At 70.5% G+C, this 16640-nt stretch carries 14 protein-coding genes and 2 pseudogenes; 11 read left to right on the top strand and 5 right to left on the bottom strand.

Translation table 11 applies throughout. The features are described 5' to 3' along the window. Positions 1–201: pseudogene (locus ACFVDM_RS16155) on the bottom strand (IS5/IS1182 family transposase); the annotation flags it as partial. Positions 202–497: 296 nt separating this feature from the next. Here ACFVDM_RS16155 and ACFVDM_RS16150 point away from each other — a divergent pair. Beyond that, complete coding sequence (locus tag ACFVDM_RS16150; RefSeq protein ID WP_383639129.1) at positions 498–1526, top strand: hypothetical protein; 1029 nt, start codon at positions 498–500, stop codon at positions 1524–1526. A 13-nt stretch (positions 1527–1539) separates the two neighbouring features. Here the strand turns inward: ACFVDM_RS16150 and ACFVDM_RS16145 are convergent. Together ACFVDM_RS16145 and ACFVDM_RS16140 are read right to left on the bottom strand one after the other, a co-directional pair. After that, positions 1540–2369, bottom strand: a pseudogene (locus ACFVDM_RS16145) (IS5 family transposase). Between the two features lie 268 nt (positions 2370–2637). Then, on the bottom strand, positions 2638–3450 hold the full coding sequence (locus ACFVDM_RS16140) for a phytanoyl-CoA dioxygenase family protein (RefSeq protein ID WP_383639126.1): 813 nt from the start codon (positions 3448–3450) through the stop codon (positions 2638–2640). A 571-nt stretch (positions 3451–4021) separates the two neighbouring features. On the opposite strand from ACFVDM_RS16140, the gene ACFVDM_RS16135 reads away from it, so the two are divergent. From ACFVDM_RS16135 to ACFVDM_RS16125, 3 genes are read left to right on the top strand one after another with little or no spacing between them, the layout of a single operon-like run. Continuing rightward, the gene (locus ACFVDM_RS16135; protein WP_383639123.1) at positions 4022–5299 is read left to right on the top strand and encodes an alpha/beta fold hydrolase; all 1278 of its coding nucleotides are present in this window, start codon (positions 4022–4024) and stop codon (positions 5297–5299) included. Between the two features lie 12 nt (positions 5300–5311). Continuing rightward, complete coding sequence (locus ACFVDM_RS16130; protein WP_383639120.1) at positions 5312–5974, top strand: MBL fold metallo-hydrolase; 663 nt, start codon at positions 5312–5314, stop codon at positions 5972–5974. Positions 5975–6022: 48 nt separating this feature from the next. Beyond that, complete coding sequence (locus ACFVDM_RS16125) at positions 6023–6802, top strand: exodeoxyribonuclease III (RefSeq protein ID WP_383639117.1); 780 nt, start codon at positions 6023–6025, stop codon at positions 6800–6802. Positions 6803–6844: 42 nt separating this feature from the next. Here the strand turns inward: ACFVDM_RS16125 and ACFVDM_RS16120 are convergent, their stop codons facing one another. Further along, a complete protein-coding gene (locus ACFVDM_RS16120) occupies positions 6845–8032 on the bottom strand; it encodes a Cmx/CmrA family chloramphenicol efflux MFS transporter (protein WP_383639114.1) in 1188 nt (395 codons plus the stop codon). A gap of 383 nt (positions 8033–8415) precedes the next feature. On the opposite strand from ACFVDM_RS16120, the gene ACFVDM_RS16115 reads away from it, so the two are divergent. The 5 genes from ACFVDM_RS16115 to ACFVDM_RS16095 all read left to right on the top strand — a co-directional run bounded on the left by ACFVDM_RS16115 (position 8416) and on the right by ACFVDM_RS16095 (position 12186). After that, positions 8416–8856: a DUF6278 family protein gene (locus ACFVDM_RS16115; protein ID WP_383639111.1), complete on the top strand. Its 441-nt coding sequence runs from the start codon at positions 8416–8418 to the stop codon at positions 8854–8856. A gap of 131 nt (positions 8857–8987) precedes the next feature. Further along, complete coding sequence (locus ACFVDM_RS16110) at positions 8988–9731, top strand: amino acid ABC transporter ATP-binding protein (RefSeq protein WP_383639108.1); 744 nt, start codon at positions 8988–8990, stop codon at positions 9729–9731. Positions 9732–9744: 13 nt separating this feature from the next. Beyond that, complete coding sequence (locus tag ACFVDM_RS16105) at positions 9745–10656, top strand: glutamate ABC transporter substrate-binding protein (protein ID WP_383639105.1); 912 nt, start codon at positions 9745–9747, stop codon at positions 10654–10656. Between the two features lie 16 nt (positions 10657–10672). Then, on the top strand, positions 10673–11317 hold the full coding sequence (locus tag ACFVDM_RS16100) for an amino acid ABC transporter permease (RefSeq protein ID WP_383639102.1): 645 nt from the start codon (positions 10673–10675) through the stop codon (positions 11315–11317). Next, a complete protein-coding gene (locus tag ACFVDM_RS16095; RefSeq protein ID WP_383639098.1) occupies positions 11314–12186 on the top strand; it encodes an amino acid ABC transporter permease in 873 nt (290 codons plus the stop codon). The genes ACFVDM_RS16100 and ACFVDM_RS16095 overlap by 4 nt, the downstream gene beginning before the upstream one ends. Positions 12187–12327: 141 nt before the next feature. Here ACFVDM_RS16095 and ACFVDM_RS16090 read toward each other — a convergent pair whose 3' ends face one another. Then, positions 12328–13605 (bottom strand): Ig-like domain-containing protein, encoded by a 1278-nt coding sequence (locus tag ACFVDM_RS16090; protein ID WP_383639095.1) that lies wholly within the window; start codon positions 13603–13605, stop codon positions 12328–12330. A 180-nt stretch (positions 13606–13785) separates the two neighbouring features. Here ACFVDM_RS16090 and ACFVDM_RS16085 point away from each other — a divergent pair, with 180 nt between their 5' ends. After that, a complete protein-coding gene (locus tag ACFVDM_RS16085) occupies positions 13786–14949 on the top strand; it encodes a lipid II:glycine glycyltransferase FemX (protein WP_383639092.1) in 1164 nt (387 codons plus the stop codon). Then, positions 14946–16631 (top strand): murein biosynthesis integral membrane protein MurJ, encoded by a 1686-nt coding sequence (gene murJ / locus ACFVDM_RS16080; RefSeq protein WP_383639089.1) that lies wholly within the window; start codon positions 14946–14948, stop codon positions 16629–16631. The genes ACFVDM_RS16085 and murJ overlap by 4 nt, the downstream gene beginning before the upstream one ends. The last annotated feature ends 9 nt before the right edge of the window (positions 16632–16640 follow it).

Below are 16640 nucleotides of genomic sequence, written 5' to 3'. Positions count from 1 at the left end.
CTGCCGCATCGTGAGGTTGGTGCGGTAGTAGACGGCCACCAGCAGGACCCGGTCCGCCAGCGGCAGGCACCACGGGCGCCCTCCACCGGGACCGTTACCTCCCCGCTCCCGTACCACCTTCACCAACTTCTCGAACCGGCCCATACGCAACCCGGTGAACGTCTCCACCCACAACGGCTCAGCCCGCAACACCCCACCCATACAAGAGGAATGCCCTAACCCAGACGTTCTGCAACAACCTTTAGGCGGTGTTTTCAAAATGATCACAACTGGTGGATCACCTGCGGACCTGACACCGGCAAGCCTCACGTCAGCCGCGCGAGCAAGCCCAACACCACTCTGGGCACGCCCGCCTTGTCGGTTACAGCTGCGAGATCGGAGATAGCTACGCCAGGGTCCGATACGAGGAGTTGGCGTGCCGGAAGGGGAATCCGGGAAGGCATCCTCACACGTACGCCGCATCTGCAGTCTGGGGTGGCAAAGAGTGAGGGGGAGGGATGGACGCTTCGGAGTTAGCGGTCAGAGCTGTTGGCTGCCTTGTGACATCCGTGATCGGGGCGGCAGGAGAAGCTATCGGCCAGAACGGTGGAGACGCTGTCGCAGACCTTGTCCGCAACCGCCTGAGTGGCAACCCGCAGGGGGAAGCGGCGTTGAGAGCGTTGGAGGCGGATTCCGGGAACGTGGGGGCACGAGACGAAGCGCAGAATGTTCTGCGTGAAGAGATTGAAAGCGACCCCGAGCTGCGGCATCAACTCTTGCTGCACCTGTCCAGCTCGCCAATCAATAATCGCGATTCGGTCGTCATCACGGGAAGTCGCCTTTCGCGTAGTCACATATCCCTCGGCCCGCTGACAATCAACAACACGCCGGGGGCACGGATCTTGATCGGGGCATCTTTACTGCTGGCCGTTGTGCTGGTCACCTTGGCCATCTACGGAGGGCAGCGCATCCTGATCTCACAGAGCCCAACTCAAAGCCCCTCCAGGCAGCAACCCCAAGGAGTAGGCAGTTCAGGCATCGGTGCCGGATCGCAGATGCTACCCGCCGAGAAAGCTGACCAGGCCCTGCTGACGGCCGAGGAAATGCCTCGGGGCTATGTCACATTCGACGTAGACACAGACGCCGAACGAGACCAGCAGGACGGATGTGCTGTCGACGGCATTGAGTTTGAACGTGATGGAGGCACGCCCGGATCCGAGTTCGTGGACTCTGCTTTCCTCATTTACGTCTGCTCTACAAACGAGGTAACGGGGAATGTCTTCCAGCAGATCGGCCAGCAAGTGGTAGAGCGGGGAAGCGATCTCGGAACTGCGACGAAGTTGGATTTCTCCAGTGTGGGAGATGAAAGTGTGGCAAACTGGTACAAATCATCGAATAAGGCGTTCGTTACGGCCCACGTCGGAAACGTTGTCCTGCGACTCCGGTACTCACCGTTCCAGGGGGCGAAAGCGCAGAAGGACGAGATGGCGGAAGTGCTTCGGCGGGGAGTCGAACGAGTCCGTGCCACACAGTCAGGCAGACGCTAATTCTCGTCTAATGTCACGCCCACATCAGGAGGGATGCGAGAGCGACGGCGGCTTCGTAGGACTCGGCGGTCTTGTCGTACCGGGTGGCGATGCCACGCCACTGCTTCAAGCGGTTGAAGCAGCGTTCCACGACGTTGCGGTGCTTGTAGATCGCATGGTCGAAGGACGGCGGGCGGCCTCCCCGGCTGCCTCGCCGGGCCCGGTTGCGGGCCTGGTGGGCCCGTTCGGGGATAGTGTGCGCGATGCCCCGGCGGCGGAGCCAGGTGCGGATCGTTTTCGAACTGTAGCCCTTGTCGCCCAGAACGTGGTCGGGCCGGGTGCGGGGCCGTCCCGGTCCGATCCGCGGCACCCGGATTGTCTCCATCACGGCGGTGAACCGGGTGCAGTCGTTGGTGTTGCCGCCCGTGACGACGAAGCCGAGCGGCCGGCCCCGCCCGTCGCAGGCCAGATGGATCTTGCTGGTCAGACCGCCTCTGGACCGGCCGAGGGCCGGGTCTTGGAGCCCCCTTTTCGGGCCCCGGCCGCATGCTGGTGAGCCCGGACGGCCGTGGAGTCGACCGACACCAGCCAGTCGATGTCGCCCGCCGCGTGGGCCTTCGCCTGGGCGGCCCGCAGCATCCGGCCGAACGTCCTATCCATCGCCCACCTGCGAAAACGCGTGTGGAGCGTGGCCCACGGGCCGTAGCGCTCGGGCACGTCCCGCCAGGCGACACCGGTACGGAACTTCCACACGATCCCGTTCAGGACCCTGCGATCGTCCAGCCGCTTCCGTCCCCGTGACGAATCGGGCAGCAACGGCCGGACGAACTCCCATTCGGCATCGGACAGTTCATGGCGACGTATCACCACACCATGATCCAGCAGCGGTGATCATTTGAAGACACCGCCCAGGGCGAGCACAGCACCAGCAACTGGGCGGTGGCGTGATCCGGGCCGTGGTCGACGAACTGGGGCAGCACGGCGGCAATGCACTCTTGGGATTGGAGACACCGACGGCGCCCCCAGAGGCGCGCCGGCCGCCCCTTGCGGCACCCGGTGCCGGCCCCGGTGACCGCAGCGTGCAGTGAGCCGCGACATCCACGACTGCCCTGCCGGCGATGCTGTGAGGCACCTACCCGGCGCCGTGGTCTGCGCCGTCTTCGGCCGGACCGGGGGTGCCCCGTCCCAGGCCCCTGCGGATCGCGATCTCCACGGGTGAGTACGCGCCGTCGGCCCGCTCCAGTTCGTACGGCGCGGCAGGCATCAGCGGTGGCTGGGCCATGAAGCGCGGCCGCACCCCATGGTGCGGTTGCGCCGAATGCACCAGGAACGGATGGCACAGAAAGACGTCGCCCGGGGATCCGGTGGCGAGGGCGAGTGGCCGGTGGTCGGACGCCGCCACCAGATCGGGGGCAAGGGTCAGCCCGCTCGCCCCGTCCGTCCCGTACTTCTCCAGCACCTTCGGCACGTCGAGGTGCGAGCCGACCCGGATCCGGGTCGGGGCGTCCTCCTCACCGACCTCGCTGAACAGGAACAGCATCAGCAGCGCCCGGCCCTGGGAGTGCAGATTCGTGAAGTACCAGCTCTCACCCTCCGGCAGATAGCTCCCCTCGATGTGCCAGCCCGCGTCGTCCGGCTCCTCCTCGTGCGGGAAGCGCAGCGGGAACGTGCCCAGCGAGTAGCGCGGCTCCCAGCGTCCCGCGCCGACGAGCAGGTCAAACGCGTGGTGCAGGGACGGGGAGTTGGGAGCGGCGGCGAACGGGCCCTGCGCCATGCCGGCCACCCAGTGCACGGGCTGCGTCCAGGTCGACGGGTCGTCCGGGTCGCAGCCCGTCTCCCGCCACAGCAGCCGCGCACAGTCTGCGGCCACGCGCGGCGCGACGGCGCCCTCCAACTTCACGAAACCGTCGCGGAGAAAACGGGATACCAAGGTTGTGTCATCCATGCCCCCCATCGTGCGGTGGCACCGGCCTCGCTCACCCGACATTTCCCGCGCCGCTTTTGTCGGGTGGGAGGATGGGGGTGTGGTCCCCAGCAACGCCGCCGCCTGAGCTCGTGCTCGGCAGAGGTGGCGTCTCGACCGTCAACCTTCGTCGAATTCGAGGTTGAAGACCTTCGCGAAGCCGCCAGCACGTGGGATGGTTCGCACGGTGACCTGAACGGTCGCACGTGAGGTCGGCGACCTATCCCAAAGGGTGGTAACAGGTGCTGATCGGAGTGCCCTGTACGGTTCCCCGCCTGGTCGTCCCGGCCTTCGGAACGGCGCCACACGCTTTGCGGCAATCTGCGCACTGTCGGCGGCTGTGCTGATGAAGGAAGCAGCGCGTCGACGCGTGGACCGGGCGCGAGCCCGGCCGGCAGGACACGCTGCGCCAGGTTCGCCCGTGCACTGTGAGAGGTTCGTCATCAGCTGGTCAGGTGTCGGCGGTGCTCGACGGGCCGAGCCGCCGGATGCATCGGACCGGCCGGCTTCCCCGGCTGTGTGAGATTTTGTGACACGTGAGAGGGTGCGGGGCGTGAGTGAGACACCGCCGAACACCCTGCAATACCGCTTCGACGGGCCCGAGGACGCCCCGGTCCTGATCCTCGGACCCTCGCTGGGCACCACATGGCATATGTGGGACAGACAGATACCCGAGCTCACCCAGCACTGGAGGGTCTTCCGCTACGACTTCCCCGGGCACGGCGGTGCGCCCGCGCACCCGGCCACGGCCGTCGGCGAACTGGCCGACCGGCTGATCGCCACGCTCGACGGGCTCGGGGTGCAGCGGTTCGGTTACGCGGGGTGCTCGCTCGGCGGCGCGATCGGGGCCGATCTCGCGCTGCGCCACCCGCACCGGGTCGCCACGCTCGCCCTGGTCGCCTCCTCGCCCCGGTTCGGCAGCGCCGACGAGTTCCGCCAGCGCGGGGTGATGGTCCGGACGAACGGGCTGGAGCCGATGGCCCGCACCGCGCCGGAGCGCTGGTTCACCCCGGCCTTCGCCGCCGCGCAGCCGGCCATCGTCGAATGGGCCGTCCAGATGGTCCGCACCACCGACCCCGGCTGCTACATCGCCGCCTGCGAGGCCCTGGCCACCTTCGACATCCGGGCCGACCTCGGCCGGATCGGGGTCCCCACGCTCGTCCTCGTCGGGGCGGAGGACCAGGTCACTGGGCCCGGCGATGCCCGCACGCTGGTCGCCGGCATACCGGACGCACGGCTCGCCCTCGTCCCCGGCGCCTCCCACCTCGCCCCGGTCGAGCAGCCGGCCGCCGTGACCGATCTGCTGCTCACGCACGTCGCCGCGTCCTGGCAGGACACCCTGGCGGCCGTCCCCCTGCCCGTGCCCGTCCCGCCGCTCTCCGCGCCCGTGCAGCCGGCCGGTGAACTCACCGCCGCCGGTGCCCCGCCCGAGACGTTGGACGGCGTGCGCCCCGACCCGTACGCGAAGGGCATGCGGATCCGCCGCGAGGTGCTGGGCGACGCCCACGTCGACGCGGTGACGGCCGCCGCCGACGCCTTCACCGGCGACTTCCAGGAACTCGTCACCCGCTACGCCTGGGGCGAGGTGTGGGGCCGCGAGGGGCTCGACCGGCGTACCCGCAGCAGTGTCGCGCTCACCGCCGTGGTCGCCTCCGGACATCTGGAGGGGCTGGCCGCCCACGTCAGCGCCGCCCTGCGCAACGGGCTCACCCCGGCCGAGATCCGGGAAGTGCTGCTCCAGACCGCCGTGTACTGCGGGATCCCGGCCGCGAGCGCCGCGTTCACCATCGCCCAGAACGTGATCCGGGACGAAACCACCCCGCCCGTGTAGCAGGATGGCGGCATGGACGCCCAGACGCCCGAGCCGCTCGGGTTCACGCTGACCAAGCAGACGCACTCCTGCATCCGTCTGGAGAAGGGCGGGCGGACGCTCGTCATCGACCCGGGCGGCTTCGCCGAGACCGACGCGGCGCTCGGGGCGGAGGCGATCCTCGTCACGCACGAGCACCCCGACCACTTCGACGAGGGGCGGCTGCGGGCCGCCATGGAGGCCGACCCGGCCACCGAGATCTGGACGCTGCGCAGCGTCGCGGACAAGCTCGCGGCGGCCTTCCCCGGCCGGGTCCGCACGGTCGGGAACGGCGACACGTTCCGGGCCGCCGGCTTCGACATCCAGGTCCACGGCGAACTGCACGCGGTCATCCACCCGGACATCCCGCGCATCACGAACATCGGCTTCCTGGTGGACGGTTCGCTCTTCCACCCGGGCGACGCCCTCACCGTCCCCGAGGCGCCGGTCGACACGCTGATGCTTCCGGTGATGGCCCCCTGGAACAAGATCTCCGAGGTCATCGACTACGTGCGCGAGGTGAAGCCGCGCCGCGCCATCGACATCCACGACGCCCTGCTCACCGACCTCGCCCGGCCGATCTACGACAACCAGATCGGAGCCCTGGGCGGTGCCGGGCACGCGCGCATGGCCCCGGGCGAATCGACGGGCGTCTGACCGGCGCCGCCCCGGCGGCTGTCAGTGGGAGCCGCTAGGTTTACGTCCATGCGCATCGCCACCTGGAACGTCAACTCGATCACCGCCCGACTGCCGAGGCTGCTGGCCTGGCTGGAGAGCACAGGCACGGACGTGCTGTGCATCCAGGAGACCAAGTGCACCGCCGAGCAGTTCCCGGCCGACGCGCTGCGCGAGCTGGGCTACGAGTCCGCGGTCAACGCCACGGGCCGGTGGAACGGGGTGGCGCTCGTCTCCAGAGCCGGGCTCGACGACGTCGTGACGGGGCTGCCCGGCGGCCCCGACTACGACGGCGTCCAGGAGCCCCGGGCGATCAGTGCCACCTGCGGCCCGGTCCGCCTCTGGTCGGTGTACGTGCCCAACGGGCGCGAGGTCGCGCACGAGCACTACGCGTACAAGCTGCGCTGGTTCGAGGCGCTGGGCGCCGCCGTCGCCGAGGACGCGGCGGGGCCCCGGCCGTTCGCCGTCCTCGGCGACTTCAACGTGGCCCCGACCGACGAGGACGTCTGGGACCCGGCGCTCTTCGAGGGCGCCACGCATGTCACCCCCGCCGAGCGGGCCGCCCTCGCCGCACTGCGCGAGGAGGGCCTGTCGGACGTGATGCCCCGCCCGCTGAAGTACGACCGGCCATACACCTTCTGGGACTACCGCGAGCTGCGCTTCCCGAAGAACAAGGGCATGCGCATCGACCTCGTCTACGGCAACGCCGCGTTCACCGCCGGGGTCAAGGACAGTTACGTGGACCGCGAGGAGCGCAAGGGCAAGGGCGCCTCCGACCACGCACCGGTCGTCGTCGACCTGGAGCTCTGAGGCGAGAGGGTGCCGGGGCGGGACCCCGGCACCCGTCCCCGCTCAGATCCGTCGGCCCGGCTCCGCCGTCGCGGGCACCGGCCGCCGTGTCCGCGCCCGGCCCAGCGCGGCCGAGGCCGTCGCGAGGGAGAGGAGCATCAGCAGCGCGCTCACCCACAGCGGTGAGCGGAAGCCGAGGCCCGCGCCGAGCGCCAGCCCGCCGAGCCACGGTCCGAGCGCCGCGCCCACGTTGAACGCCGCCGTGGAGAACGACCCCGCCAGCGTCGGGGCGCCGTCCGCGAGCCGGAAGACATGCGAGATGAGCGCCGTCCCGGTGCCGAACGCCAGCATGCCCTGGACGAGGACCAGCAGGGTGACGGCGACCGGGCTGCCGGCGGCCGAGGCGAAGAGGGACCAGCCCAGGGTGAGGGCCACCAGACCGGCCGCCGTCAGCGCGACGGGCCGGGAGTCGAGGATCCGGCCGCAGACGGCGACCCCGAGGAACGACCCCACGCCGAAGAGGGCGAGCAGCACCGGCACCCAGGCCGCGCCGAAGCCGGCGACCTGCCGGGCGACCGGTTCGAGGTAGGAGAACGCGCAGAACGTGGCGCCCTGCACGAGGGCGCTGGTGGCGAGGGCGAGCAGCAGCCGTGGCTTGGCCAGCGTCCGCAGCTCGGCGCGGGCGCTCGGCAGCCGCTCCGCGGGGCGGCCCGCCGGAATCGCCGCCGTGATCACGGCCAGCGCGGGGAGGCAGACCAGGGCCACGGCCCAGAACGCGGCCCGCCACCCCCACAGCCCGCCCAGCCAGGCCCCGGCGGGAACGCCCGCCACACAGGCGACGGTGACGCCGCCGACCACCACGGACGTGGCCCGTGCCCGCCGCTCGGGTCCGGCGAGCCCCACGGCGGTGACCAGGGCGACGGCCCAGAATCCGGCGTTGGCCACGGCGGCGACGGCCCGGGTGGCCAGCAGCACCCCGTAACTCGTGGTGACCGCGCCCACCACGTGGACCGTGGCGAAGACGCCGAGGAAGAGCAGCAGGGCGCGGCGGCGCGGCCAGTCGCGGCCCAGGAGCGCCATCAGCGGCGCCCCCACCACCATGCCCACGGCGAAGGCCGAGGTGAGCAGGCCCGCGGCGGGCAGGGAGACGTGCAGATCGTCGGAGATGCCCGACAGCAGACCGGACAGCATGAATTCGGAGGTGCCCTGGGCGAAGACGGCGAGCCCGAGCGCGTAGACGGCAAACGGCATGAAGAGACCCCATGGACGGCTTGAGGAACGGAAGCGGTCGGTCGGGGATGCGGGCCGTACCCGCTCGCGGCGGGAAAGGAGAGGCGGCGAGCGACGAAACGGCGGAACGGCGGCACGACCCGCATCACACGGGTCCGGGTGGCAGAGCGGAGCCCCCCGGCGACACGGGGCCGGCGGGAGGCGGACGCGGAAGCCACCGGCGGACCGGTGGCTAGCCTCTGTCGGACTCGGGGGTGCTCACGCAGGGGAAGGTATCAGCCCGTCGGTGGAGGGCTCCACCGGATTGCGGGTGAACGCCCGGCGTACCTGTGGTGTTCAGCACTCGAACGACAGGCCGCGCGCCCTGTGGTGCGGATCCGTGCCGGGGTGGGAACCTGAGTGGTATGAACATCCCTTTCTTGGACAACTGGCGTAAGCGTCACGACGGATCGAGCGCGGCGGGGCTGGCGACGGCCGTCGAGGCCGACCCCGAGGGCGTGGCCGAACTGCTCGCCGAATGCGAGCTGCTGCGTGTCCGGGCCGGGGACCGGGGGCTCGAACTCGACGACAGTCCGGCCTCGTTGGTCGCGCTCGACCAGTTGCCGCCGCGTTGGCGGGACGATCCGGAGGAGCTGCCCTGGCTGGGCAACGACGCGGGCCTCTATCTCGGCACGGTGCTGGTGCGCACGGTGGAGGGTGCGCACTGGCACATCTGGCCGAGTGGTCAGCCCGTCGTGCGACTGGCCTCGGGGCGCGAGATCGACGTGGTGGAGGCCGGTCTCGACTGGGCGATGACGGGCAGCCCCGAACTCTCGCAGGTGTACGCGGAGTCCGCCGAGGGGTGAGAACGGGCCGCACCGCCCTGCGGCGAGATAAAAAGCCTTATGCCCCATTTACGCGTGTCGGGCGCGAAGTCCCTTTCCGGGCTGGATAGTTTGCGCTGACCTCGAACAGCGACAAGTGGGCAGGGCAGCGTATGGCCGTCGATCCGTTGATCGAACTGCGGGACGTCAACAAGCACTACGGGAGCTTGCACGTCCTTCAGGACATCAATCTCACCGTCGGCCGCGGGGAGGTGGTGGTGGTCATCGGTCCCTCCGGCTCGGGCAAGTCAACGCTCTGCCGGACCATCAACCGGCTGGAGACGATCGAGTCGGGACACATTGTCATCGACGGGCGGCCCCTGCCCGAGGAGGGCAAGGGGCTCGCCGGACTGAGGGCCGAAGTCGGCATGGTCTTCCAGTCGTTCAACCTGTTCGCGCACAAGACGGTCCTGGCCAACGTCACCCTGGCGCAGATGAAGGTCCGCAAGCGGAAGAAGGACGAGGCCGACCAGCGGTCGCGGGAGCTCCTGGAGCGCGTGGGGCTCGCCGCGCACGCCGACAAGTACCCCGCCCAGCTCTCCGGCGGACAGCAGCAGCGCGTGGCCATCGCCCGCGCCCTCGCCATGGACCCCAAGGCACTCCTGTTCGACGAGCCGACCTCGGCCCTCGACCCGGAGATGATCAACGAGGTGCTGGAGGTCATGCGGCAGCTCGCCCGGGAGGGGATGACCATGGTCGTCGTCACCCACGAGATGGGCTTCGCCCGCTCCGCGGCCAACCGCGTCGTCTTCATGGCCGACGGCCGCATCATCGAGGACCGCACCCCCGAGGACTTCTTCACCGCCCCGGAGAGCGACCGCGCCAAGGACTTCCTGTCCAAGATCCTCAAGCACTGACGGGAGCCCTGTGTTGCGTACCCGAAAAGCGCTGGCCGCCTGTGCCGGCCTGCTGCTCGCTCTCGTCGCCGCCGGCTGCGGCAAGGAGGGCAGCCCGCCCGTGAAGGGCCCCCAGCCCGAGGCGCTGCCCGTCTACCACGTCGACACCGCCTTCGAGCTGCCGGACTCCCGGACCTGGACCAGCGCCAGGAAGCGTGGATACCTGCGCGTGGGGGCAAAGGAGGACCAGCCCTACCTCGGCGAGAAGGACCCCGCCACCGGCGTCTACTCCGGCTTCGACATCGAGATCGCCCGGATGATGGCCGCCTCGCTGGGGTTCGACCCCAAGACGATCCGCTTCAAGACGATCGCCTCCGCCAACCGCGAGACCGCCCTGCAGAACGGGCAGATCGACTACTACGTCGGCACCTACACCATCAACGACATGCGCAAGAAGCTCGTCGGGTTCGCCGGCCCGTACTACATGGCCGGTCAGGGGCTGCTGGTCCGCACGGACGAGAACGACATCCACGGCCCCCAGGACCTGGCCGGCAAGACGGTCTGCTCGGCGGCAGGATCCACCCCGTACCAGCGGATCGCCGCCGACTACCCCAAGGCCGACCTCGTCGCGTACGACACGTACTCGATCTGCGTCGACAACCTGCTCACCTACCAGGTCGACGTCGTCACCACCGACGACGCGATCCTGCTCGGCTTCGCCGCGAAGGCGCCGGACGAGATGAAGGTCGTCGGCAAGCCCTTCTCCGAGGAGCCGTACGGCATCGGGGTGCCGCGCAGCGACAACGCGCTGCGGTTCGCGCTCGACGACGCGCTGGAGGCCAACGAGAAGAACGGCAACTGGAAGAAGGCCTTCGAGGCCACGCTCGGGCTCTCCGGGGTGCCCGCGCCCAAGCCGCCGCCCATCGACCGCTACCCGGCGAACTGAGAGGACGGCCGGATCCATGGACGTACTCACCGACAACTTCTCGCTCTACGGCAAGGGATTCCTCGGGACCGTCGAACTCACCTTCTGGGCCTCGCTGCTGGCGCTGGTCCTCGGCTTCGTGATGGCCTCGTTCCGCGTGGCGCCCGTCGGTTCGTTCCGGGTGATCGGCACGGTCTGGGTGACCGTGCTCCGCAACACCCCGCTGACCCTGCTGTTCTTCGCCGTGCTCCTCGGGCTGCCGCGCTTCGGCCTGGTGCTGCCGTTCAACGTCTTCGCCATCCTCGCGCTGGGCTGCTACACCTCCGCGTTCATCTGCGAGGTGCTGCGCTCCGGCATCAACACCGTGCCCACCGGACAGGGCGAGGCGGCCCGCAGCCTGGGCATGACCTTCGGTCAGACGCTCGGCAACGTGGTGCTCCCGCAGGCCTTCCGCTCGGTCATCCCGCCGATCGGCTCCACCCTCATCGCCCTCGCCAAGAACTCCGCGATCGCCGGGGCGTTCAGCGTCACCGAACTCCTCGGCACCTACAAGACGCTGAACGAGCTGGGCTACAGCATCATCTGGACCTTCGTCTGGATCGCCGTCGGCTATCTGATCATCACCCTGTTCATCAGTGCGCTCTTCCATGTGATGGAGAAGCGCTGGGGAGTCGCCCGATGACCACCCACTCCGCCCCCACCGCCACCGCGCTCTACGACATCCCGGGCCCGGCCACCCGCAAACGGCATCTGGTCTACGGGATCGTCTCCACGGTCCTGCTCGCCGCCCTGGTCGGCTGGGTCGTCTATCTGCTCTTCGACACCGGCCAGTTCACCAGCGCCAAATGGACCCCCTTCGAGTACAAGGGCATCCAGGAACTCCTGCTGCGCGGACTCGGCAACACCCTCAAGGCGTTCGCCTACGCGGCGGTGCTGTCCCTGGCGCTCGGCGCGGTCCTCGCGGTCGGGCGGCTCTCCGACCACCGGCCGGTGCGCTGGGTGGCGACCGTCCTCGTCGAGTTCTTCCGGGCCATGCCCGTCCTGGTGATGATCTTCTTCATCTTCGTCGCCCTGAAGGTGCAGCCGCTGCCCGCCCTCGTCGCCGGACTGACCCTGTACAACGGCTCGGTCCTCGCCGAGGTGTTCCGCACCGGCATCAACGCCGTGGAACGCGGCCAGGGCGAGGCCGCTTTCGCCCTCGGGATGCGCAAGACGCAGGTCATGACCTTCGTCCTCGCCCCGCAGGCGGTCCGCGCGATGCTCCCGACCATCATCAGCCAGCTCGTCGTCGCGCTGAAGGACACCTCGCTCGGCTATCTGATCACCTACGAGGAGTTCCTCCACGCCGGAAAGCTCATCGCCTCCAACCTCGACTACGACCTCCCGTTCATCCCCGTGGTCATGGTGATCTCACCGATCTACATCGGGATGTGCATGCTGCTGTCCTGGTTCGCGACGTGGGTGGCCAAGCGGGAACGCCGCAGTCCGAAGACCGAGGGGACGGGCGTCGGCCCGGCCCAGCCGGGGACGCTGATGTCCGGCGCCCAGTAGACCGGGAACCGCCGCGAGGCGGCCCCCGGGGAGCGGTGCGCCGTCCGGCGGCAGCCGGTGATCACTTTCGCGCACACGGCACGGACGCGTACGAGGGTCCGTGCCGTGGGAAGAAGGTCAGCTGCGCGCCGGCCGGTCCGGTCACCGCAGAGCGCTCCGGGCCTGCCAGTCGGCCCAGGAGACGTTCCACGCCCCGTAGCCGTTGCCCACCGCGACCGTGCCCTTGGCGTCCGCGCCGGTGATCTCGAAGGGGTCACCGACGCGGGCCCGCCGGAACAGTTCGGCGGCGTTCGCGTCGCTCATCCCGACGCAGCCCGAACTGTGGTTGGCCCGCCCGAAGTACGCCGCGTTCCACGGCGCCGCGTGCGCGTACATCCCCGACCAGGTCAGCCGCATCGAGTAGTCGACCATCTTGTCGTAGGCGTCGCCCAGGCCGACGGTCTCGGACCGCATGTTGATCGTGCCCTCCTTGGCCATCAGGACGGCCGTCCCCCGCCAGGACGCCCGGTCCCCGCCCGGGGTCCCGCCCGACACGGGCACGTCCATGACCGTGCGGCCGTCCCTCTTCAGCGCCAGCCGGTGCCGGTCCAGGTCGACCCGGACCACCTGGCTCTCCCCGACGGTGAAGCCCGTCGCGTAGTCGCGGACGAAGAAGCCGCCCGAGGGGCCCGAGTCCACCCCGTTCAGCCCGGCGGCCAGCGTGATCCGGGTGCCCGGCTTCCAGTACTCCTTGGGCCGCCAGTCCACCCGGTCCCGGCCGGAGTAGTCCTCCACCCAGCCCCAGGAGCCCTCGGTGCCGTTCGAGGTGGTCACCTTGAGCGCCCGTTCGACCGCCGCCTTGTTCTTCACCGGATGGTCGAAGACGATCGACAGCGGCTGGGCGATGCCCACCGTGGTGTTCTTGCCGGGCGCCAGCGTCAGCTTGTTGACCTTGTCGGCCGCCGCCGTGGTGAACCCGGCCGTGTCACCGCCGCCCGCGGTGTCCTTCGCCGTCACGCGGTACGTGGTGCCGGGCGCGGCCGGGCGGTCGGACGTCCAGGTCCTGCCGTCGGGGGCGATCCGGCCGGTGAGGGCCGCGCCGCCCTGCGCCTCGACCGTCACGGTGCGCAGCTTCCCGGCGGCCAGGGTGACCGTGACCGGGGTGCCGGCGCGGACCGCCGCGCCGTGCGGGCTCACCGTGATCCGGGCCTTCGCCGGGGCGGCGGACGAGGCTCCGCCCTTTCCGTCCGCCGCGCGGTCCGAGGCCGAGGCGCCGCCGGAACAGGCCGTGAGCGTGAGCCCGAGGACCGCCGTCCCGGCGATCAGGGCGATCCGCGGGGCCGGCGCGGTACGGGCGGCGCGCCGGAAACGGGATATGGGCGAGGCGGGAATCAACGGAAGAACCTCCTGGGCCGTGCTGTGTCGTCGAATGAGAGGCATTCTCCGGAGCCTAGGTTCCGCGAATCCGCCGAAATAAGGGAATGCGGCGTGTGACGGAAAGCGCAGCGGAACGGTCATCGTCCCGTCACATCCGGCGCGCGGACCGGTCACGGACCGCTGTGAGCATCCTGTGCAGCCCCGCAGGACCGACCGCGGGGCCCACGAGGGAGGGCCACGGAGATGTCAGCGCTGCTCGCGACCGGAGACCGCAGCCGTGACCAGGAACTGCCGATCCACCCGCTGACGTCCGACCAGCACCGCGCGCACCTCGCCGGCCGGCCGGACGCGAGCTTTCTGCAGTACCCGTCCTGGGCCGGGGTGAAGGAGCAGTGGAAGGCGGAAAGCGTCGGCTGGACCGACGACCGCGGGGAATTGGCCGGCAGTGCCCTCATTCTCTACCGGCAATTCCCGGGCACCCGGAAATACTTCGCCTATATGCCGGAGGGGCCGGTCGCCGACTGGGCCGATCCGGGCCTGGACCGCTGGTTGCGCCCGCTCCTGGCCCATGTGCGCGCCGCGGGTGCCTTCGCCGTACGCATCGGACCGTCCCCGGCCTACCGCAGCTGGGACGCGCCCCGGCTCAAGGCCGGGACCGGGCCGGGCCGCAGCATCGGCGACGTCCTGGCCCGCGCCGTCGACCCGCTCGGCGTGGCCGTCGCCGACCGGCTGCGGGCCCGGGGCTGGCGGCGCTGCGGCGGGGACGGCGACGACGCCGACGCCCAGCCCCGCCACGTCTTCCGCGTCCCGCTCGCCGGACGCACCACCGAGGACCTGTGGTCCGGCCTCAATCAGGAGTGGCGCCGCAACGTCCGCAGGGCCGGGAAGGCGGGCGTGCGCGTCGTCACCGGCGGCGCGGCCGAACTGCCCGAGTTCCACCGGCTGCTGCGGATCACCGAGGAGCGCGACGGCTTCCGGCTCGGCCGCTCCCTCGCCTACTACCAGCGCCAGTACGCGGTGCTCAACGCCGAGAGCCCCGGCCGGATGCGCCTCTGCCTCGCCGTCCACCGGGGCGAGATCCTGGCCGCCCACACCATGATCACCACCGGGGGCCGGGTCTGGTACCAGACCGGAGCCTCCGCCGACCACCGGCGCGAGGTCCGCCCCAGCAACGCCCTGCAGTGGCAGATGATCCAGGACGCCTACGCCCTGGGCGCCGAGGTGTACGACATGCGCGGGGTATCCTCCACCCTCGATCCCGATGACCGCCCTTTCGGACTGCTGCGCTGGAAGCTCGGCACCGGCGGGCAGGTCGTGGAGACCCTCGGAGAGTGGGAGACATCGGTGGGCGGAGCGGCGAACAACGCGCTGTACCGGGCGTTCCAGACGTATCTGGCGCACCGGTGACCGCGGACACGGCCGCGGCGGCGGCCACCGACGCGAAGGCGGCACGGACGTCCGGCTCCGTGCTGCGCAGCGGCGCGGTGATGGCCGCCGGATCGGTCGTCTCGCGCGCGACCGGCTTCATACGCTCGGCGGTCGTCGTCGCCGCGCTCGGCACCGGACTGCGGGCCGACGGCTACTCGGTCGCCAACACCGTCCCCAACATCCTCTACATCCTGCTCATCGGCGGCGCCCTCAACGCCGTGTTCGTCCCCGAACTGGTCCGGGCCGCCAAGGAGCACGCCGACGGAGGCGCCGCCTACACCGACCGGCTGCTCACCCTGTGCACCGTCGGACTGCTCGCCCTCACCGGGATCGCCGTCGCCGCCGCCCCGCTGATCATCTCGGTGTACGCGCCCACCTACGACGGCGACCAGGCCGAGCTGACCGTCGCGCTGGCCCGCTACTGCCTGCCGCAGATCCTCTTCTACGGGCTCTTCACCCTGCTCGGCCAAGTCCTCAACGCCCGGAACCGGTTCGGGGCGATGATGTGGACCCCCGTCCTCAACAACCTCGTGATCATCGCGGTGTTCGGGATCTACCTGTGGACCGCGGCCGGTTCGGACGGCACGCTGACCGCCGGACAGACCCGGCTGCTCGGCTGGGGCACCACCGCCGGGATCGTCGTGCAGACCCTCGCCCTGGTCCCCGCGCTGCGCGCCGCCCGCTTCCGCTGGCGGCCCCGGTTCGACTGGCGCGGCAGCGGACTGACCCGGCCGCTGCGTGCGGCCGGCTGGCTCGTCATGCTGGTGCTGACCAACCAGGCCGCCTACTGGGTGGTGACCCGGCTCTCCACCGCCACCGGCCAGCACGCCGCCGACCAGGGCGTCCTGGGCGGCGCCGGCTACACCGCGTACAGCTACGCCTATCAGCTCTGGGTGGTGCCCCAGGGCATCGTGACCGTCAGCCTCGTCACCGCGCTGATGCCGAGGATGAGCCGGGCCGCGACCGAGGGCGACCTCGCCGGGGTGCGCCGTGACGTCTCCTACGCGCTGCGCACCTCCGCCGCAGTCGTCGTCCCGGCCGCCGCCGCCCTGCTGGCGCTCGCGCCGTGGGTGATGGGCTCCGTCTTCGGCTACGGGCGCACCGGACCGGCCGACATCACCGTGATGGCCGGGATGATGGCGGCGTTCGCCCCGGGACTCGTCGCCTTCTCCGGGCAGTACGTGCTCTCGCGCGGCTTCTACGCGATGAGCGACACCCGGACCCCGTTCCTCCTCAACCTGGTCATCGCCGCCCTCAACGCCGGGCTCTCGGCCGCCGCCTATCTGCTGCTCCCGGCGCGCTGGGCGGTGACGGGCATGGCCGGGGCGTACTCCGTGGCGCTGTTCGCCGGCTTCGCCGCCACCGCGTACGTCCTGCACCGCAGGCTCTCCCCGGCCGGGCCCGGCCGCACCGCGCTGCTGCGCTCGCCGGGGCTGCGGTCCCACGCCCGGCTGGCCGTCGCCTGTGTGCCCGCCGGACTGCTGGCGTACGCGGCGGCCCGCGCCGTCGACACCGGCGGATCCGGGCTCGGCGACCTCGCCGCCGCCGGGGCCGGGACCGCCGTCCTCGTCCTCGTGGTGGCCGCGCTGGCCCGCCCGCTGCGGCTGACCGAGGTGGCCACCGCGCTCGGCGCCGTACGCGGCCGGCTGCGCCGCCGCTGATCCCCTGCC

The sequence above is a fragment of the Streptomyces sp. NPDC057682 genome, assembly GCF_042799575.1.
In the GTDB taxonomy this organism is placed as follows: Bacteria; Actinomycetota; Actinomycetes; order Streptomycetales; family Streptomycetaceae; genus Streptomyces.
Note: the sequence above shows the minus strand (reverse complement) of the source record. Positions and strands in the feature narration are given on the sequence as shown.

Bases quoted from the DNA above. Each gene is read 5' to 3' on its own strand.
- ACFVDM_RS16115 (WP_383639111.1), top strand. From the start codon at position 8,416: ATGAACATCCCTTTCTTGGACAACTGGCGTAAGCGTCACGACGGATCG.
- ACFVDM_RS16130 (WP_383639120.1), top strand. From the start codon at position 5,312: ATGGACGCCCAGACGCCCGAGCCGCTCGGGTTCACGCTGACCAAGCAG.
- ACFVDM_RS16120 (WP_383639114.1), bottom strand. From the start codon at position 8,032: ATGCCGTTTGCCGTCTACGCGCTCGGGCTCGCCGTCTTCGCCCAGGGC.
- ACFVDM_RS16100 (WP_383639102.1), top strand. From the start codon at position 10,673: ATGGACGTACTCACCGACAACTTCTCGCTCTACGGCAAGGGATTCCTC.
- ACFVDM_RS16150 (WP_383639129.1), top strand. From the start codon at position 498: ATGGACGCTTCGGAGTTAGCGGTCAGAGCTGTTGGCTGCCTTGTGACA.
- ACFVDM_RS16110 (WP_383639108.1), top strand. From the start codon at position 8,988: ATGGCCGTCGATCCGTTGATCGAACTGCGGGACGTCAACAAGCACTAC.
- ACFVDM_RS16085 (WP_383639092.1), top strand. From the start codon at position 13,786: ATGTCAGCGCTGCTCGCGACCGGAGACCGCAGCCGTGACCAGGAACTG.
- ACFVDM_RS16090 (WP_383639095.1), bottom strand. From the start codon at position 13,605: ATGCCTCTCATTCGACGACACAGCACGGCCCAGGAGGTTCTTCCGTTG.
- ACFVDM_RS16140 (WP_383639126.1), bottom strand. From the start codon at position 3,450: ATGGATGACACAACCTTGGTATCCCGTTTTCTCCGCGACGGTTTCGTG.
- ACFVDM_RS16095 (WP_383639098.1), top strand. From the start codon at position 11,314: ATGACCACCCACTCCGCCCCCACCGCCACCGCGCTCTACGACATCCCG.
- ACFVDM_RS16125 (WP_383639117.1), top strand. From the start codon at position 6,023: ATGCGCATCGCCACCTGGAACGTCAACTCGATCACCGCCCGACTGCCG.